At 58.8% G+C, this 26,376-nt stretch carries 31 protein-coding genes; 19 read left to right on the forward strand and 12 right to left on the reverse strand.

From position 1 onward, the window contains the following. Positions 1-75 precede the first annotated feature (75 nt). Positions 76-885: a 4-hydroxy-tetrahydrodipicolinate reductase gene (gene dapB / locus TL5118_RS18945; protein ID WP_058242261.1), complete on the reverse strand. Its 810-nt coding sequence runs from the start codon at positions 883-885 to the stop codon at positions 76-78. Positions 886-976: 91 nt separating this feature from the next. On the opposite strand from dapB, the gene rbfA reads away from it, so the two are divergent. The 3 genes from rbfA to truB all read left to right on the forward strand — a co-directional run bounded on the left by rbfA (position 977) and on the right by truB (position 3,155). Next, entirely contained in the window at positions 977-1,408 is a 432-nt protein-coding gene (rbfA, locus tag TL5118_RS18950) for a 30S ribosome-binding factor RbfA (RefSeq protein WP_058242493.1), read from the forward strand. A gap of 6 nt (positions 1,409-1,414) precedes the next feature. After that, complete coding sequence (locus tag TL5118_RS18955) at positions 1,415-2,167, forward strand: phosphodiester glycosidase family protein (protein WP_058242260.1); 753 nt, start codon at positions 1,415-1,417, stop codon at positions 2,165-2,167. A gap of 76 nt (positions 2,168-2,243) precedes the next feature. Continuing rightward, positions 2,244-3,155, forward strand: a complete 912-nt coding sequence (truB, locus tag TL5118_RS18960) for a tRNA pseudouridine(55) synthase TruB (RefSeq protein WP_058242259.1) — start codon at positions 2,244-2,246, stop codon at positions 3,153-3,155. Between the two features lie 15 nt (positions 3,156-3,170). On the opposite strand, the gene TL5118_RS18965 is transcribed toward truB, so the two are convergent. Further along, positions 3,171-4,523, reverse strand: coding sequence for a calcium-binding protein (locus tag TL5118_RS18965; RefSeq protein WP_058242258.1), 1,353 nt, complete (start codon positions 4,521-4,523; stop codon positions 3,171-3,173). A gap of 114 nt (positions 4,524-4,637) precedes the next feature. After that, positions 4,638-5,450, reverse strand: coding sequence for a calcium-binding protein (locus TL5118_RS21440; protein WP_058242257.1), 813 nt, complete (start codon positions 5,448-5,450; stop codon positions 4,638-4,640). Positions 5,451-5,632: 182 nt separating this feature from the next. Here TL5118_RS21440 and TL5118_RS18975 point away from each other — a divergent pair, with 182 nt between their 5' ends. From TL5118_RS18975 to rpsO, 4 genes are all read left to right on the forward strand, one after another. After that, on the forward strand, positions 5,633-6,148 hold the full coding sequence (locus TL5118_RS18975) for a DUF1643 domain-containing protein (RefSeq protein ID WP_058242256.1): 516 nt from the start codon (positions 5,633-5,635) through the stop codon (positions 6,146-6,148). Positions 6,149-6,167: 19 nt separating this feature from the next. Next, the gene (locus TL5118_RS18980; RefSeq protein ID WP_058242255.1) at positions 6,168-6,491 is read left to right on the forward strand and encodes a DUF5665 domain-containing protein; all 324 of its coding nucleotides are present in this window, start codon (positions 6,168-6,170) and stop codon (positions 6,489-6,491) included. Positions 6,492-6,590: 99 nt separating this feature from the next. Beyond that, positions 6,591-7,688, forward strand: coding sequence for a calcium-binding protein (locus TL5118_RS18985; RefSeq protein ID WP_058242254.1), 1,098 nt, complete (start codon positions 6,591-6,593; stop codon positions 7,686-7,688). A 181-nt stretch (positions 7,689-7,869) separates the two neighbouring features. After that, positions 7,870-8,139 carry a 30S ribosomal protein S15 gene (gene rpsO, locus TL5118_RS18990; RefSeq protein ID WP_058242253.1) on the forward strand — a complete coding sequence of 90 codons (270 nt, stop codon included), beginning with the start codon at positions 7,870-7,872 and terminating at the stop codon, positions 8,137-8,139. A gap of 61 nt (positions 8,140-8,200) precedes the next feature. On the opposite strand, the gene TL5118_RS18995 is transcribed toward rpsO, so the two are convergent. After that, the gene (locus tag TL5118_RS18995; RefSeq protein ID WP_058242252.1) at positions 8,201-9,058 is read right to left on the reverse strand and encodes an NAD(P)-dependent oxidoreductase; all 858 of its coding nucleotides are present in this window, start codon (positions 9,056-9,058) and stop codon (positions 8,201-8,203) included. A gap of 105 nt (positions 9,059-9,163) precedes the next feature. On the opposite strand from TL5118_RS18995, the gene TL5118_RS19000 reads away from it, so the two are divergent. Then, positions 9,164-10,084, forward strand: a complete 921-nt coding sequence (locus TL5118_RS19000; RefSeq protein ID WP_058242251.1) for a LysR family transcriptional regulator — start codon at positions 9,164-9,166, stop codon at positions 10,082-10,084. Here the strand turns inward: TL5118_RS19000 and TL5118_RS19005 are convergent. Further along, positions 10,038-11,396 carry a pyridoxal phosphate-dependent decarboxylase family protein gene (locus TL5118_RS19005; protein ID WP_058242250.1) on the reverse strand — a complete coding sequence of 453 codons (1,359 nt, stop codon included), beginning with the start codon at positions 11,394-11,396 and terminating at the stop codon, positions 10,038-10,040. The two genes, TL5118_RS19000 and TL5118_RS19005, sit on opposite strands and share 47 nt — an antisense overlap. Before the next feature lie 58 nt (positions 11,397-11,454). On the opposite strand from TL5118_RS19005, the gene TL5118_RS19010 reads away from it, so the two are divergent. The 5 genes from TL5118_RS19010 (at position 11,455) to pnp (ending at position 16,506) form a co-directional block, all read left to right on the forward strand. After that, the gene (locus TL5118_RS19010) at positions 11,455-11,784 is read left to right on the forward strand and encodes an ArsR/SmtB family transcription factor (RefSeq protein WP_082626156.1); all 330 of its coding nucleotides are present in this window, start codon (positions 11,455-11,457) and stop codon (positions 11,782-11,784) included. A gap of 76 nt (positions 11,785-11,860) precedes the next feature. Next, positions 11,861-12,580 (forward strand): sterol desaturase family protein, encoded by a 720-nt coding sequence (locus tag TL5118_RS19015; protein WP_058242249.1) that lies wholly within the window; start codon positions 11,861-11,863, stop codon positions 12,578-12,580. A gap of 107 nt (positions 12,581-12,687) precedes the next feature. Next, entirely contained in the window at positions 12,688-13,926 is a 1,239-nt protein-coding gene (locus tag TL5118_RS19020) for a GTP-binding protein (protein WP_058242248.1), read from the forward strand. Beyond that, on the forward strand, positions 13,926-14,207 hold the full coding sequence (locus TL5118_RS19025) for a DUF6525 family protein (protein WP_058242247.1): 282 nt from the start codon (positions 13,926-13,928) through the stop codon (positions 14,205-14,207). The genes TL5118_RS19020 and TL5118_RS19025 overlap by 1 nt, the downstream gene beginning before the upstream one ends. A 172-nt stretch (positions 14,208-14,379) precedes the next feature. Beyond that, positions 14,380-16,506 (forward strand): polyribonucleotide nucleotidyltransferase, encoded by a 2,127-nt coding sequence (gene pnp / locus TL5118_RS19030; RefSeq protein ID WP_058242246.1) that lies wholly within the window; start codon positions 14,380-14,382, stop codon positions 16,504-16,506. 119 nt (positions 16,507-16,625) lie between these two features. On the opposite strand, the gene TL5118_RS19035 is transcribed toward pnp, so the two are convergent. Continuing rightward, complete coding sequence (locus TL5118_RS19035; protein WP_058260818.1) at positions 16,626-17,618, reverse strand: polysaccharide pyruvyl transferase family protein; 993 nt, start codon at positions 17,616-17,618, stop codon at positions 16,626-16,628. Positions 17,619-17,716: 98 nt separating this feature from the next. After that, positions 17,717-18,343: a hypothetical protein gene (locus tag TL5118_RS19040; RefSeq protein ID WP_131727464.1), complete on the reverse strand. Its 627-nt coding sequence runs from the start codon at positions 18,341-18,343 to the stop codon at positions 17,717-17,719. A 48-nt stretch (positions 18,344-18,391) separates the two neighbouring features. On the opposite strand from TL5118_RS19040, the gene TL5118_RS19045 reads away from it, so the two are divergent. Together TL5118_RS19045 and TL5118_RS19050 are read left to right on the forward strand one after the other, a co-directional pair. Then, complete coding sequence (locus TL5118_RS19045; RefSeq protein ID WP_242601821.1) at positions 18,392-19,429, forward strand: hypothetical protein; 1,038 nt, start codon at positions 18,392-18,394, stop codon at positions 19,427-19,429. Positions 19,430-19,541: 112 nt separating this feature from the next. Further along, positions 19,542-20,288, forward strand: a complete 747-nt coding sequence (locus TL5118_RS19050) for a glycosyltransferase family 2 protein (RefSeq protein ID WP_242601822.1) — start codon at positions 19,542-19,544, stop codon at positions 20,286-20,288. Positions 20,289-20,342: 54 nt separating this feature from the next. On the opposite strand, the gene TL5118_RS19055 is transcribed toward TL5118_RS19050, so the two are convergent. Then, positions 20,343-20,996 carry a peroxiredoxin gene (locus TL5118_RS19055; protein WP_058244435.1) on the reverse strand — a complete coding sequence of 218 codons (654 nt, stop codon included), beginning with the start codon at positions 20,994-20,996 and terminating at the stop codon, positions 20,343-20,345. Positions 20,997-21,308: 312 nt separating this feature from the next. Here TL5118_RS19055 and TL5118_RS19060 point away from each other — a divergent pair, with 312 nt between their 5' ends. The 4 genes from TL5118_RS19060 to TL5118_RS21450 all read left to right on the forward strand — a co-directional run bounded on the left by TL5118_RS19060 (position 21,309) and on the right by TL5118_RS21450 (position 23,814). Beyond that, the gene (locus TL5118_RS19060) at positions 21,309-22,748 is read left to right on the forward strand and encodes an aldehyde dehydrogenase family protein (RefSeq protein WP_058244436.1); all 1,440 of its coding nucleotides are present in this window, start codon (positions 21,309-21,311) and stop codon (positions 22,746-22,748) included. A gap of 186 nt (positions 22,749-22,934) precedes the next feature. Continuing rightward, entirely contained in the window at positions 22,935-23,411 is a 477-nt protein-coding gene (locus TL5118_RS19065) for a TetR/AcrR family transcriptional regulator (RefSeq protein ID WP_058244437.1), read from the forward strand. 60 nt (positions 23,412-23,471) lie between these two features. After that, positions 23,472-23,624, forward strand: coding sequence for a MerR family DNA-binding transcriptional regulator (locus TL5118_RS21805; protein WP_370701691.1), 153 nt, complete (start codon positions 23,472-23,474; stop codon positions 23,622-23,624). A gap of 52 nt (positions 23,625-23,676) precedes the next feature. Continuing rightward, the gene (locus TL5118_RS21450) at positions 23,677-23,814 is read left to right on the forward strand and encodes a hypothetical protein (RefSeq protein ID WP_165590069.1); all 138 of its coding nucleotides are present in this window, start codon (positions 23,677-23,679) and stop codon (positions 23,812-23,814) included. Here the strand turns inward: TL5118_RS21450 and TL5118_RS19070 are convergent. The 4 genes from TL5118_RS19070 to msrC all read right to left on the reverse strand — a co-directional run bounded on the left by TL5118_RS19070 (position 23,811) and on the right by msrC (position 26,360). Beyond that, a complete protein-coding gene (locus TL5118_RS19070; protein ID WP_179945298.1) occupies positions 23,811-24,461 on the reverse strand; it encodes an RluA family pseudouridine synthase in 651 nt (216 codons plus the stop codon). The genes TL5118_RS21450 and TL5118_RS19070 overlap by 4 nt on opposite strands. Before the next feature lie 36 nt (positions 24,462-24,497). After that, positions 24,498-25,400 carry an EamA family transporter RarD gene (gene rarD / locus TL5118_RS19075; RefSeq protein ID WP_058244438.1) on the reverse strand — a complete coding sequence of 301 codons (903 nt, stop codon included), beginning with the start codon at positions 25,398-25,400 and terminating at the stop codon, positions 24,498-24,500. A gap of 105 nt (positions 25,401-25,505) precedes the next feature. Beyond that, positions 25,506-25,889 carry a GFA family protein gene (locus tag TL5118_RS19080; RefSeq protein ID WP_058244439.1) on the reverse strand — a complete coding sequence of 128 codons (384 nt, stop codon included), beginning with the start codon at positions 25,887-25,889 and terminating at the stop codon, positions 25,506-25,508. Beyond that, positions 25,890-26,360, reverse strand: coding sequence for a free L-methionine (R)-S-oxide reductase MsrC (msrC, locus tag TL5118_RS19085; protein ID WP_058244440.1), 471 nt, complete (start codon positions 26,358-26,360; stop codon positions 25,890-25,892). Between the last annotated feature and the right edge of the window lie 16 nt (positions 26,361-26,376).

Genomic DNA, 26,376 nt, shown 5'->3' on the forward strand with positions numbered 1-26,376 from the left:
CAGGTCGCTGGGCGATCTGCAAGATCCGTACCGACTCGCTGCTGCGGGGTCACTGCCTTTGGAACAGACTTGGGGTCAGAGGCCCAAAACGTCGATCATATCGTATTCACCCGGGGCCTTGCCCTGCCCCCAAAGCGCCGCCTTCAGCGCACCACGGGCAAAGATCGCGCGGTCTGTCGCCAGATGACGCAGAATAATACGTTCGCCCGCCGCGGCAAACAGCACGTCATGTTCACCCACAATGTCGCCACCACGGATCGCGGTGAAGCCGATATCACCCTTCTTGCGGGCGCCGGTGATGCCGTCGCGCCCCGAATCGCGCACATCTTCTAGGTTTACACCCCGGCCTTCAGCTGCAGCCTCCCCCAGCATCAGCGCGGTGCCGGAAGGGGCATCGACCTTTTTGTTGTGATGGGCTTCGATCACTTCAATGTCGAAATCTTCATCCAAGGCCGCAGCAACCTTTTTGGTCAGCTGCACCAGAAGGTTCACACCCAATGACATATTGCCGGCACGGATCACCGTGGCGTGGCGAGCGGCGGCGTTCACCTTGGTCAGGTGCTCCTCGCCCATGCCGGTGGTGCCGATGACATGCACCGCGCGGGCCTGCGCGGCCAAGGCGGCAAATTCAACCGTTGCCTCCGGCGCGGTGAAATCGATCACCGCCTGCGCTTTGGAAAACGCCTCCAACGCATCGTCGGTCACGGCCACGCCTACGGCGGCCCCGCCCATGCATTCGCCCACATCACGGCCCACCCAATCGTGGCCTGCGCGTTCCACAACGCCGACCAGCTTGGCCTTATCGCTCTCCAACACGGTTTTGATCAGCATCTGCCCCATACGGCCCGATGCACCCGTGATGACGATTCCCGGCAGGTTGGTCATGGTTCTGAAACTCCTAGAAAACATGGTTTTCGTCTGCATAGACCAGCATTGCCCGCTTGGCAAAGGGGACAAGACGCCTTAGATGCAGCCCATGGCCAAAGGAAACTCATATGGCGCCGGGCCCAGCACCCGGCAATTGCGCGTCGGCGAACTGATCCGCCGGACGATGTCCGACCTGTTGATGCGGGGCGAGATCCACGATGATGATCTCAACCGCATGTCGATCACCGTGGGCGAGGTTCAGATCACCTCGGACCTGCGCGTGGCGACCTGCTATGTGCTCCCCCTGGGCGGCAAGGACGGGGCCGAAGCGGTCAAGATCCTGGCCCGCAACCAGTGGGAACTGCGCCGCACCATTGGTAAGAAATGCGGCCTGAAACATGCGCCTGAGTTGCGCTTCAAGGTCGACACCTCCTTTGACCGGATGGATGAGACCCGCGCGTTGCTCAATCGCGAAGATGTGCGCCGCGATCTGGACAAGCCCGACTCGGGCGAGCCTGACACCCCCGAGGATGAGGGCTAACCCCAAATGCGCCAGCTTGCTTCCCTGTTGACGCTGGCGCTTTCCCTATTTGCTGTCCCTGTTCAGGCGCTGGAATGTCAGCGCCTGTCTTATTTGGACACCCCCTATACAATCTGCGAGGCTGATCCAGCCGCCGAGGATCTGCGGCTGTTTCATAGCGATGCCCGTGGCCTGTTGGGTCACTACGCGCGGATCAATCAGCTGCTGGAGGGCGAAGGGCGTGAGCTGTCCTTTGCGATGAATGGCGGCATGTACCACAGCGACCGCAGCCCGGTTGGCCTCTACGTAGAAGAGGGGGTTGAGAAAACGCCACTGCTGACCGGGGCCAGCAAGGGCAATTTTGGCCTGCTGCCCAATGGCGTCTTCTGTCTGCGTGACGGCCGCGCGGATGTGATCGAAAGCCGCGCCTTTGCGGCGGCCCGTCCGGATTGTCGATTTGCAACGCAATCCGGCCCGATGCTGGTGATCGATGGCGCCCTGCATCCGCGGTTTATCCCCGGCGGCACCTCACGTCATATCCGCAACGGCGTGGGCACCTCCGCCGACGGGCGGCGCGTGGTCTTTGCGATTTCAGACGCGCGGGTCAATTTCCATGATTTCGGCCGTCTGTTCCGCGATCACCTGAAGCTGCCGAATGCGCTGTTTCTGGATGGCAAAGTATCCAGGGTGTTTATCCCTGCCGAAGGCCGCCGCGACATTGGTTTCCCGGTGGGGCCAATGATCGGTGTCACCGTCCCCCTTGGCAGCGCCCGCAACTGAGCGCATGTTTGACAGAGTTCCGCGTCTGCGGTAACTGGCGCGCCTCGCATCAATCCAAGCTACATCGGGGATCACAATGGGTCGCAAACGCAAGGGACGTGACATTTCAGGCTGGCTGGTTATCGACAAACCGGCAGGCATGACCTCGACCGCTGTGGTGAACAAAGTGCGTTGGGCGCTGGAGGCCAAGAAGGCCGGCCATGCAGGCACCCTTGATCCCGAAGCCACCGGTGTGCTGGCCGTCGCCCTGGGCGAAGCCACCAAGACCGTCCCCTTCATCACCGATGCGCTGAAAGCCTACCGTTTTGTGGTACGTCTGGGTCAGGCGACCAACACTGACGATGCCGAAGGTGAAGTGATCGCCGAAAGCGATGTGCGCCCGACGGATGAACAGATCAAAGACGCGCTTGGCGGGTTTCTCGGCGACATCATGCAAGTGCCGCCCAAGTTTTCGGCCGTAAAAATCGACGGTGAACGCGCTTATAAGCTGGCCCGTGATGGCGATGAGGATTTTGAGATCGCCGCCCGCCCTCTCTGGGTCGAGGAACTGGTGATGACCGACCGGCCTGATGCCGATCATGTTGAGCTGGAAATGACCTGCGGCAAGGGTGGCTATGTGCGTTCTATCGCACGGGACCTGGGCGCGGCACTGGGATGCCATGGCCATGTGCTGCACCTGCGCCGCATCTGGTCCGGCCCGTTTGAGGCCGAGGATGGTCTGACCCTGGATCAGGTGATCGAAATGGAGCGCACCCCGGCGCTGGATGAGCATCTGCTGCCGTTGGAAGAAGGTCTGGCCGATCTGCCCGAGGTGAAAACCACCGAACAGGGCGCCGCCAAGATGCGCAACGGCAATCCCGGCATCGTGTTCGCAAACGATGTGGAATACGGCGATGAATGCTGGGCCAGCCTGAACGGCGAAGCCGTGGCTGTCGGCGTATTCAAAGCCGGTGAACTGCACCCCAGCCGGGTCTTTGTGCGGGGCTAAACCCCACGATCCCGGTTACCAGCCAAACAGAGCATACTCCGACCCGCCGACAAGCTGAATGTCCGCAGCCTGCCCTGTTGCCGCATCAATCTCGTTGCCCGCAACATCCAGCCAGGCCAGCGATTGCGAGGAATAGTACCCCCTGCGCACTGCGATGCTGGCATCGGTTTGATCGCCATTGACCTGCGCAATGATCTGCCCTGCAATATCAATGCGGGTGACATCCGCAGCGCTGTCATAGCTGAGCGTCAGGCCGGTGCGGACAGCATCTGCTTCCCCGTCAGTTTGATCGCGGAACTGAATAACCAACTGATCTTCGGCCGGGTCAAAATCGGTCACCTCAGCGTAGCCGTCAGCGCTGGACCGGTTGTCATAAAGCATGAAAAACTGATCTTCGCCCGCACCACCCGTCGCGGTTGAGGACGCACCGATATACATTTGGTCATTGCCTTCGCCGCCAAACAGAGCGTTGTCAGACCCGTAGAGCGAGGCAGAACCGGGGGCATGATTCCATTGGCTTTCGTAAAACCCCAAGGACGATCCGCTATACAAACGGTCGTTGCCCTCGCCCCCGATCAAGGTATCTGCGCCGCCGCTAGGTGCGAAGGCATCATTCGCAATGATCAGGTTCGCGCCCGCGTCGCCCTCGATCACCTCAGCCTCAGCGCTGGCGCCGATCATCGCGTCAATGATCGCGGGGCCCGCATCCTCGGGCGCGGCGTAGCTGCGCAGGGTGTCTTCGCCGTCATAGCGTTCGATCACCTCCAGAGACTCGCCCGGTTCCAGGGTCACGCCCTCCAGCGTCAGGATGACGCTCATGTCCTCTTCGTCCACGAACCGCAGACCGGCCCCATCTGGCGTCTGATAAAGCGCTATTGAGTAATAGTCGTCTTCCAGAACCAGCTGATCCTCAGCCGGATTAAAGTCGCGGATCACAGTGCCCTCAGCCGGCACCCAAGGCACAAAGAAGCGATCAGAACCCTCGCCACCTTCGGCCGTGTTTTGCCAGTCGACATGCAGGATATCATCACCTGCGCCCCCCAGCAGAATGTCCGCCTCCCCCGCGGTGCCAATCAACACATCTTCGCCGTCGGTGCCGGTCACGGTATCCGCCACACCGCTTTCAGACAGCAGCAGCGACGGTTCAACCGCCATTGCTTGGGTCAGCAGATCAAAGGTTGGCGCAGCGGTGACAGGTCCGGCATCGCCCGGTGGCTCATCCGTGTTTCTGGCGCTGGGAGTGTCATCGCCGCCTTCACCACTTGGCGCGGCTGATGTGCCCTCCGCCACATCATCATCCAGCATCTCCACCAGACCCCAGCCAAACGCGGCGGAACCGAGCGTCAGCAGCATAAACAGTGGTCCCATGCCCCCCAGAACCCCCAAATATCCTAAATCAATAGGCGGAGCTTACGGCGCAACGCGGCTGACAAATAGTCCGGAATTCCAGTAGATTTCAGGCAGATCGCAACAGGGGCGGGATCAGGCGCCTGCGATCTCTTCCAGGGTGCGGGCCACCAGGATCAGGTCTGCGGCTTCGCCTTCTTCTTCGCTGATCTCATTGCCTTCGACATCCAGCCAAATAGGCGCTTCGGCGTCGGTTTCAGCGTCATAGAAAGCAACTGTCAGATCGGTCTGATCGCCATTGAGGTGCAGCACCTCATCGCCGTCCAGCTCAACCACGGTGGTGTCGGTTTCCGCGTCATGGGTCATCATGAAGGTGTCAACAGCGTCTTCGGTGCTGAAGTCGGTGGTGTAAACGCCCTGATGCAGCGCGAAGTCAATTTCCAGCGTGTCTTTGCCAGCGGTGAAATCGGTGATCTCTGCGGCCTCATTGGTGCCAAAGTAGTTGTCGGCATAGGCCACAAACAGATCATCGCCTTCGCCACCAGTGGCGGTGCTGTTCGGCCCAACATAAATGGTGTCATTGCCTTCACCACCGTTCAGCACGTCGCCGTCATTGTCGGTCAGGCTGATTTCGCCCGGCTGGTGGTTCCACTCTTCAGTGAACAAAACATCGGAGCCGCTGAACAGCAGGTCGTCCCCATGACCGCCGTTCAGCGTATCTGCTCCTTCTGCGCCGAACAGCGTGTCGTCCCCGGTGCCCCCACCCAGAACATCATCGCCGCGCCCGCCGGTCAAATACAGGTCCAGATCAGTGATGATCTCAACCTCGTCCCCTTCAACCTCGGGCGTTTCAACATCGTCAGACTGTGCCTCCTGATCGGACTCATCCAGATCCGTCAGACCTACCGCACCGGCCACCATCGCACTTAGCAAAATCAGAAAGGTCACTGCACACCTCTTACGAATTGTCGTTTTCGACTTATGGAGAGTTTTTAGCACATCCCTAAGAGCAGCCCGAGTCATCTAACTGACGACAATTGACAGGGGGCCAACAGGACCAAAGCCCTAAGGTGTGGCGCCTAAAGGTACAGCGCATTGCACTAACGTCGGAAATATGGCCAATAACAGCCATGATCACACGCGAATTCCAAAAGGGCGACGCCCATTCCACTGCTGTCTACTCCGACTGCGAGAAGTATCGCTACCAGCTGACCCGAATCTGGGATTCGGGTGGGCGCAAGGCGCTTTTTGTGATGCTGAACCCGTCCACCGCGACTGAGGTGCAGAATGATCCAACCGTGGAACGCTGTGAACGCCGGGCGCGGGCGTTGGGGTTTGGCGCCTTTCGGGTGACAAATATCTTTGCCTGGCGGGACACCGATCCCCGTGCCATGCGGGCCGCCGCAGATCCCATTGGGCCAGCCAATGATCAGACCATTCTGGAAGGGTGTGACTGGGCCGATCAGATCATCGCCGCCTGGGGCAGCCACGGCGATCACCTGAACCACGGCGCCTATATGGCCAAACTGCTGCGCGGCACCGGCCGTGACATTTATGCCCTTGGCCTGACCAAGGCGGGCCATCCCAAACATCCGCTTTACATCGCCTACACCCAACAGCCAGAGTTGTGGCAGATCCCCGACTGACCCACCTGAAGGAGCTGTGATGACTGACCCCACCCCTGCCCCGGCTGAAACGCTGCCAGAGACCGCAGCGCTGACACGTCTGGCCGAGGAGGTTGAGCGGTTCAACAATCACCGTTTTGTTGCGGTGCAAAACTCCCTCTGGCGGCTGCTGATGTTTCAATTCCTGCGCGGGCTGGCCTTTGGCCTCGGCTCGGTCATGGGCGCGACGATCCTCGTGTCCATGATCGCTTGGTGGCTGTCGCAGTTTGAATTTCTGCCTTTGATCGGCGACTGGATGGTCATCCTGTCGGATGAGTTTGAACGCGCGCTTGGCAATGGGAACGGGACCACATCCGACCCTTAAATCCGCGTTAACCACGCACCGCGATTGATTTTGACCTGACCGCATCGCCTCCGGCATCCTGACACTGGGTTGGTGGTTCTAGTGGTGAGGTAGGGTTCGATGTGGATCATGGCAGGCATGGTGGGTGCAATGATGGCCGGTATGGCGCTGGTTGGGTTGACCGCTGTGCCGCCGGTTGATGATGAACCTGATGATCTGGAAGACGATGGATTTGGCCCCGAGGCCTCTGGCCTGATGCAACGTGTGGGCGCCCTCATCGGTGACACATATGAAGACGCCGGCAGATCAGAAGGGAATGCCCGGTCTGACAACCTGCTGACCCAACTGCTGGACGATACCCCAGATGGCAGCGCCCCACTCCCCGAAGCCAAAAGTTTCGACATTCTGGTGGATGACACCCCTACGCAGACCGGCACCGCAGAGGATGATATCCTCGCCGGTACTGCTGAGGATGAGGTGCTGGAGGGGTTCGCGGGCGATGACCAAATCAACGGTTATGGCGGTGACGATCTGGTGGACGGCGGCGGCGGCCAGGATGAGCTGTTTGGCGATACGGGCAATGACACCCTGCTTGGCGGCGATGACGCGGACCAGCTGCACGGGCAGGATGGGGACGACCTGCTGAAAGGTGGCGCAGGGGACGATGCGCTATCGGGCCATCTGGATGCGGATACCCTCGATGGCGGCGCGGGCGATGACAGCCTGCAGGGCGGTGACGGGCAGGATGTACTGATCGGCGGCGAAGGGGATGATGCGCTGCTTGGCGGCATGGGGGATGACACGCTGGACGGCGGATCCGGCGCAGACGTGCTGTTCGGTGGCTCAGGTGAAGATCAGCTGAGCGGCGCAAGCGACGGCACGCAGGACTTTCTGAATGGTGGATCGGGTGCTGATGTCATCGACTTTGGCACACAGGACGTGATCAGCACCGGCACCGGGGCGGACCTGCTGACCACGATGGCTGACACCACGGGGGCCGAAGTGATGGATTTCGACACCTCTGAGGACACGCTGGTGCTGCTTTTTGATGACAGTCAGGATGCCACTCCACCGATTTTGGACCTGCGCCCAGACGGCACGGATTCTGAGGATCTGGGCGTTTGGATCAACGGCGAACAGGTCGCACTGCTGCACGGCGTCAGCGCCACCGAACAGGCCGATATCCGGCTGGTGCCGCAATCCCAGTTCGTGGCATAATCCGCCTGACCCGGACCTGCGCCTTCGTCAGCCCTGCCGCACGCACGATTTCCCTTTCCTTTATGGCGATTTTCCCTTATCAGCGCGCATCGCTTCCGCTTTGCGGGGCGATTCCTCCATAGGACCTTGTCTGGACGACATCCCGGCTTGTGCCCTGAACCCTCTAACTAGGAGAACCCCGATGTCGATCACTGCTGAAGAAAAAGCACGCGTCATGAAAGAATTCGCAACCAAAGAAGGCGACACCGGTTCGCCCGAAGTACAGGTTGCTATTCTGTCCTCGCGCATCGCGACCCTGACCGAGCACTTCAAAACCCACAAAAAAGACAACCACGGCCGCCGTGGTCTTCTGATGATGGTTGCTCAGCGCCGTAAGCTGCTGGACTACCTGAAGGGTAAAGACGAAGCCCGTTACGCTGACCTGATCAAACGTCTGGGCCTGCGTCGCTAAGGTTTTCGGATCTTTCCGATCCAAGGAACGCCCGCTCTTCTGAGCGGGCGTTTTTTGTTGCTCAGCCCCGTGCGGCGCTGTCGTAACGTTGAATGATGCCGGTGATATTGTCGGCGCCTAACCCTTCGGCCACGGCTTGCGCGTAGACCTCTGCCACCCGTTCCGCAACCGGCATCATGGGGCCAGAATGCGCAACATAGGTGAAATCCTTCGCCACCAGATCGATTGGAAAGGCTGGCGCCCATTGCCCGGCCAACATCGCACCACCAGCACCTGCAGCGACAGGCGAACAAACGGGGGTCTCTGCCAGCGCTTTCAAAATCGATTGCGCGTCAAACCCCTGTGCCTTGGTTGCCGCCATCAGTTCTGCCAAAACCGCCAGTTGGGTGCCAAACATCGCGTTCACCACCAGTTTCGCCATAGCGCCTGCCCCCGCAGGACCGCAGTGCAGCCTCTTGCCGCCCATCACGGCAAAAAGCGGATCCAGCGCCGCGATGACCTCCGCAGCGCCGCCTTGCAGGAAAATCAGTTGTCCCGCTTCAGCCTGCGGGCGCGATCCGGCGACTGGCGCATCAACAAAGGCCACACCCCGCTCCGCAGCGGCAGCGTGCAGCTTTTGCACGTGGGGCAGGCTGAGGGTTGAGCATTCCACCGCAACCGCACCGGTCGGCAGCGCGGCAAGTGCCCCCTCTACCCCAAGCCACACATCAGTGGCGGCCGCATCATCGCGCAGCATGGCAAAGACCACCTCAGCCGCAGCCACTGCATCGGCCGGCATCGCAGCCTTGGCCGCCCGCGCATCAAAGCCGTCGCGCACGGCGGCGTTGCGGTTCCACACGGTCACATCATGCCCAGCGTCCAGCAGGCGCGTGGCCATACGTTGCCCCATCGCGCCCAAACCCAAAAACGTTACCTTCATGTTCAATCTCCTTTGATGAGGGCTGAACGTGGCGGATGCGGCATATTTGGGAAATCAGAGCAACTGCACTACATTCGTGCGAGATATGCACGAATGAGGGCATCGATGGATCTGGATACGCTTGAAACCTTCCGCGCTGTTGCAGCGGCCGGGTCGTTTGCAGCCCATGCACGGCAGGTGAACGTTGCGCCCTCCTCCGTCTCGCGGCAGATCGCTGGGCTGGAAGAGGCACTGCAGGTGCGCCTGTTTGATCGAACCACACGACGTCTGGTGCTAACAGAAGCCGGGGCAACCTATCTGCAGCGCATCACCCCATTGCTGGAAGATCTGGCACAGGCGGGTGAAGCGGCCCGCGATCAGCTGACAGATCCCGCCGGCAGGCTACGCGTGGCAACCTCGGTCGCATTTGCGGAGCGCTGGTTGCTGCCACGGCTATCGGGCTTTGCGCCGCGCTATCCAAAGATCCAACTGGATCTACAGCTCAGCGACACTCAGGTGGATCTGCGCAGCGAAGGTATTGATCTGGCTATTCGCTTTGGTGCTGCGATCCACGGCGATTACGTGGTGCGCCGGCTGCGGGCGACCCGCTATCATCTGGTCGCCAGCCCCGGCTATCTGACGCAGCAGGGCCGCCCAAACCAACCGCTGGACCTGCAGACCCACAGCTGCCTGCAAATGCCCTATCCGGGGTTTGAAACCAACTGGCAGATCCGCCAATCAGACCAGCCCCCCATGACTGTTCCACTGGGTCCGGGCAGCGTGATCTCTAACCCGCTGGCCCTGCGTCGGGCGGCGCTGTTGGATTTGGGGATCGCGATGCTGGCCGATTGGATGGTGGAGGAGGATCTGGCCGCAGGGTCGTTGATTGACCTTTTCCCAGACCACGAAGCCTCCCCCGGTGGGTTCGACACGGCGGCTTGGATCCTTTACCCGACGCGCAGCTATGTCCCTGCCAAGCTACGCGCCTTTGTGGATTGGATCACCGCTGCGCAGCCCCATCCGGCCCGATCTGTCGCAGCAGATTAATCAAGCGATCCACGTTTTCCTGTTCCGTCCGGAAGGACGACAAGCTGATCCGGAACGCCGGACGGCCCTGCCAAACAGTTCCGCCAAACCACACCTGCCCGCTGCCCTGTGCCTGCTGCAAAATCGCGGCCGTCGCCGCATCATCGCGGCCGCGGACCAGAACCTGGTTGAGGACCACGCGGTTCAGCACCTCAAATCCGGCGGCACGCAGCCCCTCCCCAACCTGCACGGCCTGCGCGTGATGTTTTTCCACCATCGCGGCCACGCCTTTGCGGCCCAGCGCCCGCAGCGCGGCCCAGATCGGAATGCCGCGCGCTCGGCGCGAAAACTCCACCGTCAGGTTCTTTTGGGAATCCGCTGAGGCCGTGGAATAGGCCGCATCTGCATTCATCACCCGCGCCAGGGCCTGCGGATCCCGGCAAATCGCCATCGCCCCGTCATAAGGCGTGTTGAGCCACTTATGCCCATCCGTCGTCCAGCTGTCCGCGCCCTCCACCCCGTCGGTCAGGCCTTTCAATGCCGAGGCACGTGCCCAGAGGCCAAACGCCCCATCCACATGCACCCAAGCCCCCGCAGCCTTGGCGCGTGGAATGATGTCGGCAAAGCGATCAAACTCACCGGTGTTCACCTCACCGGCCTGCAGGACCAAGATGGTGCGATCGTCCATCTCTGGCATCTGATCCGGGATCACGCGCCCCTCCCCATCGACGGGCAGTTTCACTACGTTGGCCCAGCCAAACCCAAGGATCTGCAACGCCTTGCGCACGGTCACATGAACGGTTGCAGGCACCATGACCTTGATTTCAGGCGCGCCGATCAGCCCCTGTTCGCTGTAGTCCCAGCCCTGCCGCGCCAGCAGCGTTGCCCGCGCGGCGGCCAAAACGCTCAAGCCACAGGCGGTGGCGGAGGTGCCAAAGGCAACGGCGCTTTCACGGGGCAGATCCAGGATCTCCAGCAGCCAGGCACCGGCCTGTTTTTCCAGAACATCCGCAACCGGCGCATTGTCATAAGAAGATGCGCATTGATCCCAGGCACCCACCATCCGCTCTGCCGCAGCAGCGGCCGGCAGGGTGGCCCCGATGACAAAACCAAAATAGTTCGGCCCGTTGCTGACCACCGTTGCCGGGGAGCCGAGCCTGTCGAGCATCTGCACTGTGTCCAGCGCGCCGTTGCCCTCATCTGGCAGCGGTTCGGCAAAAGCCGAAAGCGCTTCCAGCGCTTGCGCATCGGGAAACACGGGCTGTGTCGCGACACCAGCAACATAGCGTCGGGCCAGTGCATCGGCTTCTTCTAGTAACTCTAACTCATTCATGGCATGGTCCTGAAATGCGAATCTATATCGGAAAATATCAATATAGAGGATTCTCTATATGAACAACGGTTTTGTCGACATGGTGCCCGCTTTGCGGGCTTTGGCCAATCCGCACCGTGCCCAGATCATGGATTGGCTGCTGGACCCGCTGACCCATTTCCCGCCGCAACGTGATGGGTGCCGGCTGAAGGATGGCGTCTGCGTGGGGTTCATCACCGACAAAACCGGCCTCAGCCAGCCGACGGTCACCAGCCATATGAAAGCATTGGAAGCGGCCGGTTTGGTGACCTCAAAAAAGATCAAGAACTGGGTGTTTTACAAGGCTGATGCTGCGCAACTGCAGGCGCTCTCGGCCGGTTTTGATCAAGGCGCACGGACGCAAAGTTGACGCCAAGTCCCAAGTGACAGGACCAAATCGCGTGCTACCCTCATCTGTTGAGGACAGTTGCGGGAGGATCTGAATCATGGGCGCGACCTTACGTGTATTGATGAACATGGGCACGCTGCACCGGCTGGCGCCGCTGTGGATCGCCGGGATCGTGGCGCTGGTGGTGTTTTGGACCCCATGGTTGCTGCTGGCCCTGGTTTACGGCGCGGTGATGCAGTTCTTTGTTGAATATGCCATGCATCGGTTTCTGCTGCACCGGGAACCGCCAACCGATCAAAGCCCGTTCAATGAGCTTTATCGCAGCCACATCGGCCATCATGAGTTCCCCAATGATCCGGAGTTCTTCACGGGCGATCAGCATTGGTATCCGGTGAAATTTGCCAGCAAATCGCTGGTGGTGCATTTCCTGATCCTCTGGCCCTTTGTTGGCTGGCAGATGGCGCTGCTGTTTCCCTTTGTGGCGCTGACCGTTGGGTCGGTGAGTGCCTTCACCTTCTATGAATATTGCCACACGCTGGCGCATCTGAACGTGCCCAAGGGCTGGTTTGGCGAACGGGTGACGCGCAGCCATCTGCGCCATCATTTCAACGATCACGAAGCCACGTTCCACGTCAGCTTTGGCATGGAATGGATCGACCGGCTGTTTGGCACCAAATACGAGCGCGAAGCGGCGAAGGAACGGTTTGATCGCAAAACGATTCTTTCGATGGGGATGGATCCAGACGATCTGAGGTTGGTCACCGCACGCAAAGCTTTCGGCATCAAAGATCATCCCACAAGGCGCAAAGAGGCCTAAACCCCACCAAGATCCGCACTGCCCCGCCCTAGAAACGGCGGGGCTTGTCATTTGGGTCCGCTGGATTCTATATATGTTATGTTATTACATTTTATCCAGCGAGCCCCATGTCAGATACAGCGCCCGATAGATCGACCGACCCCCGCCTGCCCGTCACCGTCCTTTCCGGATTTCTGGGTGCCGGCAAAACAACCCTTTTGAACCGATTGCTCAACAACCGCGACAATCATCGCATCGCAGTCATCGTGAACGATATGTCCGAGGTGAATATCGACGCCGACCTGGTGCGCAGCGACAGCGGATCGCTGAGCCATACCGACGAAACCCTCGTTGAAATGTCCAACGGCTGCATCTGCTGCACCCTGCGCGAAGATCTGTTGCTTGAGGTTCGGCAACTGGCTGAGGCCGGGCGATTTGACTACCTGTTGATCGAGTCCTCCGGGATTTCCGAACCCATTCCCGTCGCGACCTCTTTTGCCTTTCGCGATGAAGAAGGACGCAGCCTGTCCGATGTTGCCCGTCTGGACACAATGGCCACCGTGGTGGATGCGGTGAACCTGTTGGAAAACTACTCCAGTCACGATTTTCTGGCTGACCATGGTGAAACCGCGGGCGAAGGCGATGACCGCACCCTGGTGCATCTGTTGACCGACCAGATCGAATTTGCAGATGTCGTTGTGCTGAACAAGGTCAGCGCCGCCGGCCCGGAGCGCACCAAAGCCGCCCGGCAAATCATCCGCAGCCTGAACGGGGATGCCAAGATCATCGAAACGGATTTTTCCGAGGTCGCGGTTGCGGATCTGCTGAACACCGGGCTGTTTGACTTTGACCGCGCCTATGAGCACCCAATGTGGGCGAAGGAGCTTTACGGCTTTGAAGACCACGTGCCCGAAACCGAAGAATACGGCGTGGCCTCCTACGTGTTTCGCGCCCATGCGCCATTTGATCCGCGCCGCATTCATGACCTGCTGAACGGACCGCTGCCCGGTGTGATCCGGGCCAAGGGTCATATGTGGCTCGCAAGCCGTCCCAAATGGGTGGCCGAGTTTTCATTGGCGGGTGCGCTTTCTTCGATTGGCCCGATTGGCACCTGGTGGGCCTCCGTCCCTGCGGACACCTGGCCGAACCACGAAGGTCTGCGCAAATACATGCAGGACCACTGGCGCGAACCATTTGGCGACCGCCGGCAAGAGTTGGTCTTTATCGGTGCTGGCATCGACTGGCCCAAACTGCGCGCCCAGCTCGAATCCTGTCTGATCCCGCAGGCCACCCTGGAAACCCTGCCAAACTACGCCGAAATGCCGGACCCGTTCCCGCCCTGGCGTCAGGCGGAGGCGGCTGAGTAATGCCCAGCAATGCACAGGTGGGCAAACGGGCCCGAAAGTGCGGCAACCTGGGTCAAACCGGGTTGCGCCGCCGCAAGCGGCGTGGCGATCCCATGCGCGATTATGACAGCCTGCCACCTGCGCTGCGAAGCTGGTTACAACAGGCCGTCTTGCCCTGGTCGCCACACTCCTGCCGACGCATCTGGGCCACCGCCCTGCAGACAGGTGCAACCCAGGCCGAAGCCCTTGCTCAGTTGGACCGGCTGGAAGCAGCGACTCTCAACCGCGCCCGGACGGCCTGAGTCTGATTGTTGTTTCAAAACTTACAAAAAACATGTATGGCCCCGCTATCTGAGACGTTGTGCCCGGACCCTGGCACTCGGAATGAAGATAATGGGGTCGGCGGCAATGGGGCCGTCATTTACACAAGGCAGCGCGGGATACGCCCGAGATGCTGCCAACTAGGATACGCATATGTTTGACGTAACGACCAAATCGATGCAGTGGGGCGAAGAAACCCTCACTCTGGAAACGGGCAAGGTTGCCCGTCAGGCCGACGGCACCGTCATCGCCACTCTGGGCGAGACTTCCGTCATGGCCAACGTGACCTTCGCAAAGGCGCCAAAACCCGGTCAGGATTTCTTCCCGCTGACCGTACATTACCAAGAGAAATACTACGCCGCCGGTAAGATCCCTGGCGGTTTCTTTAAGCGCGAAGCGCGCCCGACCGAAAAAGAAACCCTGACCGCACGTCTGATCGACCGTCCGATCCGCCCGCTGTTCGTCCCCGGCTTCAAACACGAAGTGCTGGTGATGTGCACCGTGCTGTCGCACGACCTGGTCAACGACCCCGACGTTGTTGCCATGATCGCCGCCTCTGCTGCGCTGACCATTTCCGGCGCGCCGTTCCGGGGCCCGATCGCCTGTGCCCGTGTTGGCTTTGAGGATGGTGAATACATCCTGAACCCGACCGTGGACGACATGGATCAGCTGCGCAACAACCCCGAGCAGCGCCTCGACCTGGTTGTCGCCGGCACCAAAGACGCCGTGATGATGGTCGAATCGGAAGCCTACGAGCTGACCGAAGCTGAGATGCTGGGTGCGGTGAATTTCGCCCACGAACAGATCCAGCCGGTGATCGACCTGATCATCGACCTGGCCGAAGACGCAGCCAAAGAACCGTTTGAATTCGTATCGCCCGACTACTCGGAGCTGTTCGAAGTGGTGAAAGCCGCTGGTGAAGAGCAGATGCGCGCCGCATACGCCATCACCGACAAGCAAGAGCGCGTTGCCGCTGTTGCCGCTGCGCGTGAAGCCATCATTGCTGGTCTGAGCGAAGAACAGCAGGAAGATGCGGATCTGGGTTCGGCCCTGAAGAAGCTGGAATCCACCGTTCTGCGTGGCACCGTTGTAAAAGAAGGCAAGCGGATCGACGGCCGTGCGCTGGACGAAATCCGCCCCATCGTTGCCGAAACCGGCATGCTGCCGCGGACCCACGGTTCGGCCCTGTTCACCCGTGGTGAAACTCAGGGTCTGGTTGTGACCACTCTGGGCACAGGCGATGATGAGCAGATCATCGACGCGCTGCACGGCAACTACCGTTCGAACTTCCTGCTGCATTATAACTTCCCGCCCTACTCGGTTGGTGAAGTGGGCCGCGTTGGTTCGCCCGGTCGTCGTGAAATCGGTCACGGTAAACTGGCATGGCGTGCGCTGCAGGCTGTTCTGCCCGCCCCGACTGACTTCCCCTACACCGTGCGTGTGGTTTCCGAGATCACCGAATCGAACGGCTCCTCCTCGATGGCGTCGGTCTGCGGTGGCTCACTGTCGATGATGGACGCGGGTGTTCCGCTGAAATCGGCTGTTGCCGGTGTGGCCATGGGTCTGGTTCTGGAAGACGACGGCTCCTACGCGATCCTGTCGGACATTCTGGGCGACGAAGATCACCTGGGCGACATGGACTTCAAAGTGGCAGGGACCGAAAACGGCATCACCTCGCTGCAGATGGACATCAAGGTTGCAGGCATCACGCCTGAAATCATGGAGAAAGCTCTGGCACAGGCGAAAGCCGGCCGGATGCACATCCTGGGTGAGATGAACAAAGCGCTGTCCGGCGCCTCGGAATTCTCGGTCCACGCACCGCGCATTGAAACCATGCAGATCCCGACCGACAAGATCCGTGAAGTGATCGGCTCGGGCGGTAAAGTGATCCGTGAAATCGTTGAAGTGTCCGGCGCCAAAGTCGACATCAACGACGACGGCATCATCAAGATCGCATCGCCCGACGGTGAGTGCATCAAGAAGGCCTATGAGATGATCCACTCGATCGTCGCTGAGCCGGAAGAAGGCGCCATCTACAAAGGTAAAGTTGTGAAGATCGTCGACTTCGGCGCCTTCGTGAACTTCTTTGGCAAGCGCGACGGTCTGGTGCACGTGTCCCAGATCGAAAACCGCCGCCTGAACCACCCCTCCGACGTTCTGAAAGAAGGTCAGGAAGTGTGGGTCAAACTGCTCGGCTTCGACGACCGCGGCAAAGTCCGCCTGTCGATGAAAGTTGTCGATCAGGAAACCGGCGAAGAGGCCAAAAAAGAAGAAGAGTAATCCTCTTCCTCTTGCCAGAAATAATAAAGCCCCGGTCATCTGGCCGGGGCTTTTGTTTTATACGGCGCATCAAGCTGGGATGTTGAAAGGCGTTTTTTGTGCTCAGGGTTAGCGGCACATTATCCAGCGGATATTTTGCTGAACATCTCGGCTGCGCTTTCGCGCGCTGCAAGAAGCGCCGCATCAATATTGGAGAGTTCAACATCAGAATACTCCCAGTCGGACGGAGACAGTCCCTCATTGAGATCTGCAACGGCAATCAAGCGAGAAGCTGAAAGGCCAAGATCACTTAGCAACGCCTCAACTTTCCAAGAATTGGACTGGAGCGCGACAAAGGGCGTTTTTGAAAGCAGTGAAAAACAAACCCCGTGGAAGCGGCCGGTCACATGCAGCTCTGCACGCGCCAAGTAACGCGCGTATTCATCAGGTGTTTTAGCAAGATGTAGTTGAGGAAATTCTTTCTTAGCGCTTCGTTCGAACCTGGCGATATAAGAGTTCCGCAAAAACCGGCTAAACGGATTCCGACCTTTGGGCCTTTTCAAATGGCTCAGACTGGGAAGGAAAGTCGCGTTCATTTGCTGTGACAGCTTACGCAACCCGGCAGTGATACTGGTATCTACACTATCACCCACGATCGTACCCATGCGTCGCTGCTCAAAACCAGAGATAGCGCCATCGCACAGAGTGAGGTCTGGTAGCATCCCGTCACACCTTACACCAGCAGCCTCCAGCTCCGCAGCACTCTGGCTGTCCCTCACCCAGATACCCCTGAACTTTTCGAGAAAGCGAGACCAGTCAGCAGGGTTCTCTTGATAGATCGCATTTGCCAAGAACACCGGTGCGCGACATGCGTCGTGATCAACAATTTTCAACAGGTCGGCCCCGGCACCGCGCCCATGGTGCAACGTACCTTCCCCATTGATGACAACTCTGTCAGCCTGAGCAAGATGACGAAGGAAATTGCGATCTTGCCACCAACGATGGCGTAGCGGACTGGTTGCTGTAACGCTCATCCCTTGTGCGCGCAAACCTCGCTCCAAAACACTCATAACCCGTGTACACCCATGATGGAAATCAAGGCGTGTATCGTTGAGTATCACCACTTTCGTCATCATTCGTCCTTAGCGAGGCAGTTTTCAAAAATGGGGCACACTGTGTTCCAGACCTTTTCAGCTGGCTCACCGCGCAACGCACCCGTGCTCTTCCGATACTAAGAGTTCAACGCAGCATCAACTGCACCACACAGCTCAACTTTGCGGCCTGAGCGTTCGGCATTGTCGATTAACTTCCGAACTAGCGCCCTTTCTCTTTCAGGATTGTGGTGCCCCAGAGACTGAACGCGCGATTTACTGTCGTCGTCATTAACATCACGATCATCGTAGCCCGCTTGATACTTCGTCTGGAAAAAGGTGAAGCCCGCGACCACTGTTCTGGCTGAGTTGCATCCAAGCAGAAAGTCGAGACAAACCAAACCTGTCGTTGGGGATGCGCCTCCGAGCTCCTCTGACAACGCTTTATATCGTGCTGGAGGGACTATTTTCACGCTTCGCTCGTTCGACCCCAATGAACGCAAAGCATCTAGCGTCAGGGGAAAGCGGCCCTTTCCTGTTGTACGATGGACCAAACAGCGCACACCGGCGTCGTCAAGAACCTCTCTGGTTGGCGGCAGAATGTCCTGGGTCAGGCTGTGAAACAACACGTCGCAGCGATGACTGTCTCCGTCACCGAACGGGATGGGAAGCCAGATACCGTTGTTCATCTTGATAACAACATCAAAATCGTCCGACCGAAAACTCGCCAAGTCCTCGCCAAGTGTTCGGGCGGGGCCCGCCACCAAGATAGACTTCCCTTCGAAGCAGCTTGAGGACAAAAGCATTCCTGACGCGTGCCTTTTGAAGAGATAGTTATATCTTATTACCTCAAAGAGTTTTGGACGGCGCAATCGAGGCAACTTCATGCCCATTCTTCCTCTTTTCTTGAGCAAAATGTTGCGCAAAGCTCAACTAGGATCCTATGCGGCGAACAGGCCAATACAATCCAAATATTTGCCCTTGCGCACTACTTGCTTTTCTGCGCATTTCGGCGCCAAATTGTGCACTCCCCCCCGAAAGCACCCCAAATGCCATCCCACGTCCAGAACAATAATGATCCTGTGCTCATTTTCACGATGAAATGGGGCGGCCTTTATGGCCCACACTATGTGAACAATCTTGCGCGCGGCGTCAAAAAGCACCTGAAACGCCCTCATCGCTTCATTTGTTTCACTGACGACCCCAAAGGGCTGGATAATGGGGTTGAGGCGATGCCTCTGCCCGAATTAGGTCTGCCTGAAGGACACAATGACACCCGTTGGCAAAAGCTGGCCCTTTTTCGCAAAGATCTCATGGGCCTGAAGGGCACAGCCCTGTTTCTGGACCTGGATCTGGTCGTCGTGGATGATCTGGAGCCATTGTTCGAAATTGACGGAGCTTTCCGTATCATCCGCGACGATGATCTGTTCCGCTCCAAGCCACTTCGGAAAGTGAATCCTTCGCGCGATGCCTTCCTGCATTCGGTCGGCAACAGTTCCGTCTTCCGTTATGAGGTGGGTGCGCACAGCTACATTCTGGACACGTTTGTGGCAGACCCTGACACCGTCACCAATAAGTTTGAAATCAGCCAACAGTTCCAAAGCGATCAACTGGCCACACACGCGCACCTAAGTTACTGGCCAAAGGAATGGTGCGTTAGCTTCAAAAACCACTGCGTCCCACGCGGTTTTTCAAGCTACTTTGCCGCCCCGAGCCTTCCTGAGGGCGCGCGGATCGTTGTTTTTGCAGGCTCACCCAAGATGGATGATGCCCTGAATGGTAAGGGCAGCAAATGGTACCGTCGCATCGGGGACGTTTCATGGCTAAAATCCCAGTGGATGAACGCCAGCTAAAGGAAAACGAATGCCGAGTCCCAATTGGTTATCCAACCTGAAGTGGCGCGTTCGGGTTAGCAAGAATATCCGTGAGATAGACTCTCGCAATGTAGCGCCAAAGAAGCACCCGTTGGACGCACCGCTCGCTATTTCCCTGACGAGTTTTCCAGCAAGGTTTGACACCCTCGCGCTGACGTTGCGGTGCCTACTTGCTCAAACTATTCGACCTGATGCGGTTATCCTATGGGTCGCCGAAAGCGATTTCCCTGAACTTCCCCAGGACGTACTGGATCTGCAGCTCTCCGGCCTAGACATTCAAACCTGTGAAGACATTAAGTCCTACAAAAAACTTATCCCTTGTCTGTTGGAAAATCCGGACCGGTATATCGTGACTGCCGATGACGACGTCCACTATGAGGCCGATTGGCTGGAAAAGCTGGTGTCATCGTCGATGCGGAACACCGGGAAAATCATTTCCTGTCGGTCGCATCGGATAGAATATGACACAGACGGCAAGTTGCTGCCCTATGCCCAGTGGAAAAAAAACATCGGTGTCGCCACTGCGTCGGGTGAGATCTTTGCAACGGGTGTCTGCGGCGTTCTTTACCCGCCACACTGCCTGGACCCAAGGGTCACTGATATCGAAACCTTTATGCGACTTTGCCCAAGTACGGATGACGTCTGGCTCTATTGGATGGCACGCTTAGCTGGGACAGAAGTTCACCACCTAGGCCCCAAACGTCGTATCGTTGAATGGCCCAGCTCTCAGACGGTTAGTTTGCGGCAAAAAAACTATGGCTCTGATCCGGACAACGGCAACGATAGGGCGATTGCTGCGATGATTGAACACTTTGGTCAGCCCGGTCAGCAAAAGTGAAAATTGGATCACCCCGCACTAAGACCGGGGTGATCAAAGTTTTTGGCTGAGCAATCACTTAGGGTTCTTTGCGAACCGCAGGTAGGGCAGTTTTTTGTCCAGCGCGCCGTATTTTTCTTCGGCGGCGGCGTCGTCCAGGGCAAGGGCAACGATCACGTCCTGACCCTGCTGCCAGTTGGCGGGGGTTGCCAACGGCTGACCGTAGGTGCGCTGCAAACCGTCCAGCGCACGCAGCACTTCGGCAAAGTTCCGACCAACCGACATCGGATAGGTCATGGTCAGCTGCAGCTTCTTGTCCGGCGAGATGATAAAGACCGAACGCACGGTGGCACTGTCTGCAGGGGTGCGGCCGTCGGGCAGATAGGCATCTGCGGGCAGCATGTCGAACAACTTGGAAACGTTCAGTTCTTCGTCAGCGATGATCGGGAAGCCCGCCTCGGCTCCGGCGAAGGATTCAATATCACCTTTCCAGCCCTTGTGCTCCTCCACACCATCGACCGAGACGCCGATCACCTTGGTGCCGCGTTTGGCCCATTCATCGGCCAGCTGCGCAACGGCGCCAAATTCGGTGGTGCAAACCGGGGTAAAATCCTTGGGGTGTGAAAACAAAATGGCCCAGCTATCGCCGATCCAATCATGAAACGAAATGGTGCCGTGATCCGTCTCGGCGGTGAAATTCGGCACGATGTCGTTGATGCGCAAACCCATTTTTCAATGTCCTTTCAGGTAAAGCGACAGGTTGTTTGGTAGAGATAGGCACGCCTCTCTTTCCTGCAAGCCATCATCACCAGTGCGGCCGTTCACGCAACCGTGAATCCGGCCCCAAGCGTCAGAAAGCGGCCCTCGAATTGACAGATACAATAATTTGATCAAATTATTGTATCGGGTACATGAGCAGGGCTTGCACCTGTGCCGCAGCCCTGACAGAGTGCGCGGGATTCTGGTAAGATCTTCCACATCGTGGAACTTTCCAGCGCAAAGACAGAACATACGCAATTTGCGTCTCATGGAGGTCATGCAATGATCGAGAAACGTCAGTTCTATATCAACGGTGCTTGGGTCGACCCGATCGAGGGCGCGGATCATCACGTGATTGATCCCTCAACCGAAGAGCCCTGTGCCGTCATTTCGATGGGTGGTCAGGCCGATGCCGATGCCGCCGTTGCGGCGGCCAAAGCGGCCTTCCCGGCGTGGATGAACACCCCGGTCGAAGAGCGGATTGCCCTGGTTGAGAAATTCCTTGAGGTCTATCAGCGCCGCAACGATGAGATGGGCGAAGCCATCTCGCTGGAAATGGGTGCGCCGATCGATATGGCCAAAGCCTCGCAAGCGGGTGCCGGGTCCTACCACGCGGCCAACTTCCTGCGCGCGGCCAAGAAGTTCGATTTTTTCAAACCGCTGGGCGATCACGCACCAAACGACCGTATCGCGATGGAGCCGATCGGCGTCTGTGCCCTGATCACCCCGTGGAACTGGCCGATGAACCAGGTGGTTCTGAAGGTGATCGCCGCCGCCATCGCCGGCTGCACCATGGTGCTAAAACCATCGGAAGAAAGCCCGCTGAACGCGCTATTGTTTGCAGAGTTCATGGACGAAGCAGGCTTCCCCGCCGGTGTCTTCAACCTAGTGAACGGTGACGGCATGGGTGTTGGCGCGGCGCTGACTGGCCACAAGGACGTAGATATGGTGTCCTTCACCGGTTCCACCCGCGCAGGCATCGCCATCTCGCAGAATGCGGCCCTGACGCTGAAGCGTGTGCACCTGGAACTGGGCGGCAAAGGCGCCAACCTGTTGTTTGCAGATGCCGATGACAAGGCCGTCAAACGTGGTGTGCGCCATATGATGGAAAACTCGGGCCAGAGCTGTAACGCCCCATCGCGGATGATGGTTCAGCGTGAGATTTATGATCGCGTAGTGGATGAAGCAGCTGAGATTGCCAACAGCACCAAAGTGGCCAGCGCCCACGAAAGTGGCCGCCACATCGGTCCGGTGGTGAACGAAGCTCAATGGAACAAGATCCAAGGTCTGATCCAGAAAGGCATCGACGAAGGCGCCCGTGTGGTTGCCGGTGGTCTGGGTCGCCCCGAAGGTCTGAACAAAGGCTTCTTCGTGCGCCCTACCGTGTTTGCGGATGTGAACAACGATATGACCATCGCCCGCGAGGAGATCTTTGGCCCGGTGCTGTCGATCATCCCCTTCGACACCGAAGAAGAAGCCGTGGAAATGGCCAATGACACCGTCTATGGCCTGACCAACTACGTGCAAACCCAGGACGGCGGCCGCGCCAACCGGATCGCACGTCAGTTCCGCTCGGGCATGGTGGAAATCAACGGCAACAGCCGCGGTGCAGGCGCACCTTTCGGCGGCATGAAGCAGTCCGGCAACGGCCGCGAGGGCGGCACCTGGGGGATTGAGGACTTCCTGGAAGTCAAATCCATCGCCGGCTGGACCGAAGAGTAATCTTCACCACAAAAGACCACAGAAACCGGGGCGGCGACGTCCCGGTTTTTTGTAACTCCAATTGCTATCCGCCTCGCCCAACTGCTTTCGTGCGCATTCTGGCTTTTATCGACCGGTTGGGCTAAGTCGTTTGTGTGCCCACTGGCCCGGATATGTGCGACCAGTCCCAGGAAAACGGTTGAGAAAATGCCCAAGATTGTTGATCACGACGCCTACAAACTGGATCTGGCACAGCGGGCGGTCTCATACTTCTCGGAACATGGATACGGCGGCACCAGCATGCGCAAGATCGCCGATCACCTGGGCCTGTCCAAAAGCGCCCTCTATCACTACTTCCCCACCAAAGAGGATCTGTTCCTGGCCTGCACCAAACAGGTGATGGCGGCCTTTGACAGTGACCTGATCGATCCTGAGGCCTCGGAGGCCGAAAACCTCAGCCGTCTAACAGCGGTGCTGCGCAGGGATTTCGACACGGAGATGGCGCTGATCTTCGACTATCTGCGTGGCAAATCAGCGGATGAAATCGCGGCGGATGAGGCCATGCAGATCGCGATGCAGGCCTATCGCAACGTGATCACCGCCATCGTAGGACCAGAACGGGCCGAGGAAACCCTGGCCCGCCTGATGGGGGAACTGCTGCTGGACTACCTGTCTGGCCGCTGAGGTCTGGCTGCTCAGATTCTACGTCGCGCACACGGGCAGATATGGCCCCTCGCGCAGGGCGTGGCTGCCCCTTGTCGCACTCTTTCCAAAAGAGCAACTATTTTGACCAAAGACGCCGCATCGCTCCTTGAAATATCGCAACGCATGCTGCGCCACTTCGAAACCGCGGGCCTGCTGGAGGTGCCGCGGCACACAAACGGCTATCGGACATAGCGACTGTCTGACCGATCAGGGCACCGGCCCCTGTGAGGCCGGCATCAAAAAGATGCAGAAGAAGCTAGATCATATCGACCGGCTGCAGAGCGACCTGTCAAAACGGCGCGCCACGATCCTGTTGCTCATCAAAGATATGCAGGCCGGGTTGGCCGACGCAAAGGCGCCCACGCCCGAAATGGTGGATTAAAACGGCGCTTTTGCGCGGAACGACATGCCCTTGCCGCTTTCCGGATGATTGATCCGCAGCTCCTCAGAATGCAGCATCAATCGCGGATGATCCGCGGCCGCCCCTGTTGCGTAGAGCGGATCGCCAAGGATCACATGACCCACCGCCAGCATATGCACCCGCAGCTGATGGCTGCGGCCCGTTTTCGGGGTCAGACGCACCCGGGTTTCCGCATCTGACGCCTTCAACACCCGCCAGTTGGTGATCGCCTCTTTGCCGTTTTCATGGTCCACCATCTGGCGCGGCCGGTTGGGCCAATCCACAATCAGTGGCAGATCCACCGTGCCGGTTTTCTCAGCGATGCGGCCGTCGACACGGGCGATATAGCTTTTCTTGGTGGTGCGCTTTTCAAACTGCATCGACAGGCTGCGCTGCGCATGTGGTGTCAGGCCGAAGACCATCACCCCTGAGGTATCCCGGTCCAACCGATGCACCAGCAGCGCCTGCGGGAAAACAGCCTGCACCCGGCTGATCAGGCAATCGGCCAGATGTTCACCGCGCCCCGGAACCGACAACAGGCCGGAGGGTTTGTTAACAACCACGATCTCATGATCCTCATGCAGGATCTCCAACGGGTCGTTTGGCGGGGCATAGGGTGTGATTTCCATGCCGCGCTGATACGACTTTGCCCTGTGTGAGGCAAGTTAGCCGCGCGATTTGCGCAGCCCCTGCACCATCGGCACCGTGTAGATCACCAAGGCGGCCCAGATCAGTGGGAAGGCAATCATCCGCGCCCGGTCAAAGGGTTCGTCAAAAACCAGAACCGCCAGCAGGAAAATCATTGTCGGGGCGCTGTATTGCAGGATGCCAATGGTCGACAACCGCAGCAGTTTGGCACCATTTGCGTAAAGGATCAGCGGCACAGCCGTGACCACCCCCATCCCCAAGAGGAGTGAGGTATCGCTGAGTGACGCGCCAAGATGCCCCTGACCCGCCGCCGCCAGATAGCCGACATAGCCGATCGCAAAGGGCAGCAGGATCAGCACCTCCAGCAGGAAACCCTGGTTCGGACCGATCGGCAGGCTTTTCTTGAAAAACGCATAGAACCCCCAGCTGACCGTCAGGCCAACCGCAGGCCAGGGCAGCGAACCGGCGTCATACCACAGCACCCCAACAGCCACAGCCGCCAGTGAGATGGCCAACCACTGCGCCCGGCTCAGCCGTTCGCCCAGCAACATTGCCCCCAGTGCCACGGAAAACAGCGGATTGATGTAATAACCGAGCGCTGCATCCAACGCCCGGTCCGCCGCAATCGACCAGACGTAGATGCCCCAGTTGATCGACACCAGAACAGCCGTCACACAGGCCATCGCCAACATGCGCGGCGTGCGCAGGGCCAGGAAGAGATCGGCGGTGCGGCGGCGATAGATCAACAAGGCGGCGGCCAGCGGCACCGCCCAGATCACCCGGTTGGCCACAACCTCAACCGCGGGAATATGATCCACCAGCTTCATGTAGAGCGGCAGAAAACCCCAGATCACATAGGCGCCCATCGCATAGGCAAGGCCCTGCGGTGTATCGACATTCTGATCGCTGCTCTGAGACATCTATCGCTCCTCCTGAAACGGCCCTATCGGCTATGGCCGGGATTGGAAAGACCGCAAGGCTGCGGTCTTGCCTTTGTGGAACACGGGCGTAAGCTTGCGCCCCGCTCAGCCTTCCTGTTTCAGGCCGTCATTGAGCAGGTAGTAATCTGCCTTGTCGGAAACGAAGATATGGCGCCCCAGTGTGATCCCCGTTGGCCCATCAATCGCCCCCAGGGCAAAGCTGATGTATTCGGGATCCTGCGCGCCAACCCAGAACAGGAACGATCCACAGTCCGGGCAGATGCCGCGTTCGGCTTTCTCGCTGAGGCGCAGCCATTTGATCGGCCCCTCAATCTCAAACTCTTCGCGGCGCACATGGGCCGAGGCCCAGGCGTGGCCTGACATCTTGCGGCACTGGCCGCAGTGGCAGACCGCTGCCCCTTTCGGTGCACCGCGACAGGTGAAATGGATCTGCCCGCAGGCGCAGCAGCCTTTCAAAACATCGCCCATTTACACGCCTTCACGGTTGGAATTGGCAAAGCTGGCTTTCAGGATCACCGCCAGTTGATCCGCGTCTTCTTGGGTGAAGGCATCAGGCTGATCGCTGTCGAGGTCAAACACCCCGATCAACTGCCCCGCACCATTCCAGACCGGCAGCACCAGCTCTGATCGGGTGGAGGAGGCACAGGCGATATGACCCGGGAAGGCTTCGACGTCGGGCACCAGCTGCACCTCACCGGTGCGCGCAGCGGCGCCGCAGACGCCACGGGCAAAGGGGATCACCAGACAGCCATGACCACCCTGATAGGGGCCGATCTTCAACAGCTCCGGCGCGGTCACGCGATAAAACCCCGTCCAGTCAAAACGATCATCGCTGTGATGCACCTCACAGGCCAATGTAGCCATGATGGCAACCTCATCGCTTTCGCCTTCCACAAGGGCAGCGATGGTTTTGGACAGGGTGTCATAGTCGACGCGCATGGGGGGCCTCCAACTG

Origin of the sequence: Thalassovita autumnalis (assembly GCF_001458255.1) — a bacterium.
Taxonomy (GTDB): domain Bacteria; phylum Pseudomonadota; class Alphaproteobacteria; order Rhodobacterales; family Rhodobacteraceae; genus Thalassobius; species Thalassobius autumnalis.

Coding starts and splice junctions, on each gene's coding strand:
- dapB (WP_058242261.1), bottom strand. CDS start 885: ATGACCAACCTGCCGGGAATCGTCATCACGGGTGCATCGGGCCGTATG.
- rbfA (WP_058242493.1), top strand. CDS start 977: ATGGCCAAAGGAAACTCATATGGCGCCGGGCCCAGCACCCGGCAATTG.
- TL5118_RS18955 (WP_058242260.1), top strand. CDS start 1,415: ATGCGCCAGCTTGCTTCCCTGTTGACGCTGGCGCTTTCCCTATTTGCT.
- truB (WP_058242259.1), top strand. CDS start 2,244: ATGGGTCGCAAACGCAAGGGACGTGACATTTCAGGCTGGCTGGTTATC.
- TL5118_RS18965 (WP_058242258.1), bottom strand. CDS start 4,523: ATGGGACCACTGTTTATGCTGCTGACGCTCGGTTCCGCCGCGTTTGGC.
- TL5118_RS18975 (WP_058242256.1), top strand. CDS start 5,633: ATGATCACACGCGAATTCCAAAAGGGCGACGCCCATTCCACTGCTGTC.
- TL5118_RS18980 (WP_058242255.1), top strand. CDS start 6,168: ATGACTGACCCCACCCCTGCCCCGGCTGAAACGCTGCCAGAGACCGCA.
- TL5118_RS18985 (WP_058242254.1), top strand. CDS start 6,591: ATGTGGATCATGGCAGGCATGGTGGGTGCAATGATGGCCGGTATGGCG.
- rpsO (WP_058242253.1), top strand. CDS start 7,870: ATGTCGATCACTGCTGAAGAAAAAGCACGCGTCATGAAAGAATTCGCA.
- TL5118_RS18995 (WP_058242252.1), bottom strand. CDS start 9,058: ATGAAGGTAACGTTTTTGGGTTTGGGCGCGATGGGGCAACGTATGGCC.
- TL5118_RS19000 (WP_058242251.1), top strand. CDS start 9,164: ATGGATCTGGATACGCTTGAAACCTTCCGCGCTGTTGCAGCGGCCGGG.
- TL5118_RS19005 (WP_058242250.1), bottom strand. CDS start 11,396: ATGAATGAGTTAGAGTTACTAGAAGAAGCCGATGCACTGGCCCGACGC.
- TL5118_RS19010 (WP_082626156.1), top strand. CDS start 11,455: ATGAACAACGGTTTTGTCGACATGGTGCCCGCTTTGCGGGCTTTGGCC.
- TL5118_RS19015 (WP_058242249.1), top strand. CDS start 11,861: ATGGGCGCGACCTTACGTGTATTGATGAACATGGGCACGCTGCACCGG.
- TL5118_RS19020 (WP_058242248.1), top strand. CDS start 12,688: ATGTCAGATACAGCGCCCGATAGATCGACCGACCCCCGCCTGCCCGTC.
- TL5118_RS19025 (WP_058242247.1), top strand. CDS start 13,926: ATGCCCAGCAATGCACAGGTGGGCAAACGGGCCCGAAAGTGCGGCAAC.
- pnp (WP_058242246.1), top strand. CDS start 14,380: ATGTTTGACGTAACGACCAAATCGATGCAGTGGGGCGAAGAAACCCTC.
- TL5118_RS19035 (WP_058260818.1), bottom strand. CDS start 17,618: ATGACGAAAGTGGTGATACTCAACGATACACGCCTTGATTTCCATCAT.
- TL5118_RS19055 (WP_058244435.1), bottom strand. CDS start 20,996: ATGGGTTTGCGCATCAACGACATCGTGCCGAATTTCACCGCCGAGACG.
- TL5118_RS19060 (WP_058244436.1), top strand. CDS start 21,309: ATGATCGAGAAACGTCAGTTCTATATCAACGGTGCTTGGGTCGACCCG.
- TL5118_RS19065 (WP_058244437.1), top strand. CDS start 22,935: ATGCCCAAGATTGTTGATCACGACGCCTACAAACTGGATCTGGCACAG.
- TL5118_RS21450 (WP_165590069.1), top strand. CDS start 23,677: ATGCAGAAGAAGCTAGATCATATCGACCGGCTGCAGAGCGACCTGTCA.
- TL5118_RS19070 (WP_179945298.1), bottom strand. CDS start 24,461: ATGGAAATCACACCCTATGCCCCGCCAAACGACCCGTTGGAGATCCTG.
- rarD (WP_058244438.1), bottom strand. CDS start 25,400: ATGTCTCAGAGCAGCGATCAGAATGTCGATACACCGCAGGGCCTTGCC.
- TL5118_RS19080 (WP_058244439.1), bottom strand. CDS start 25,889: ATGGGCGATGTTTTGAAAGGCTGCTGCGCCTGCGGGCAGATCCATTTC.
- msrC (WP_058244440.1), bottom strand. CDS start 26,360: ATGCGCGTCGACTATGACACCCTGTCCAAAACCATCGCTGCCCTTGTG.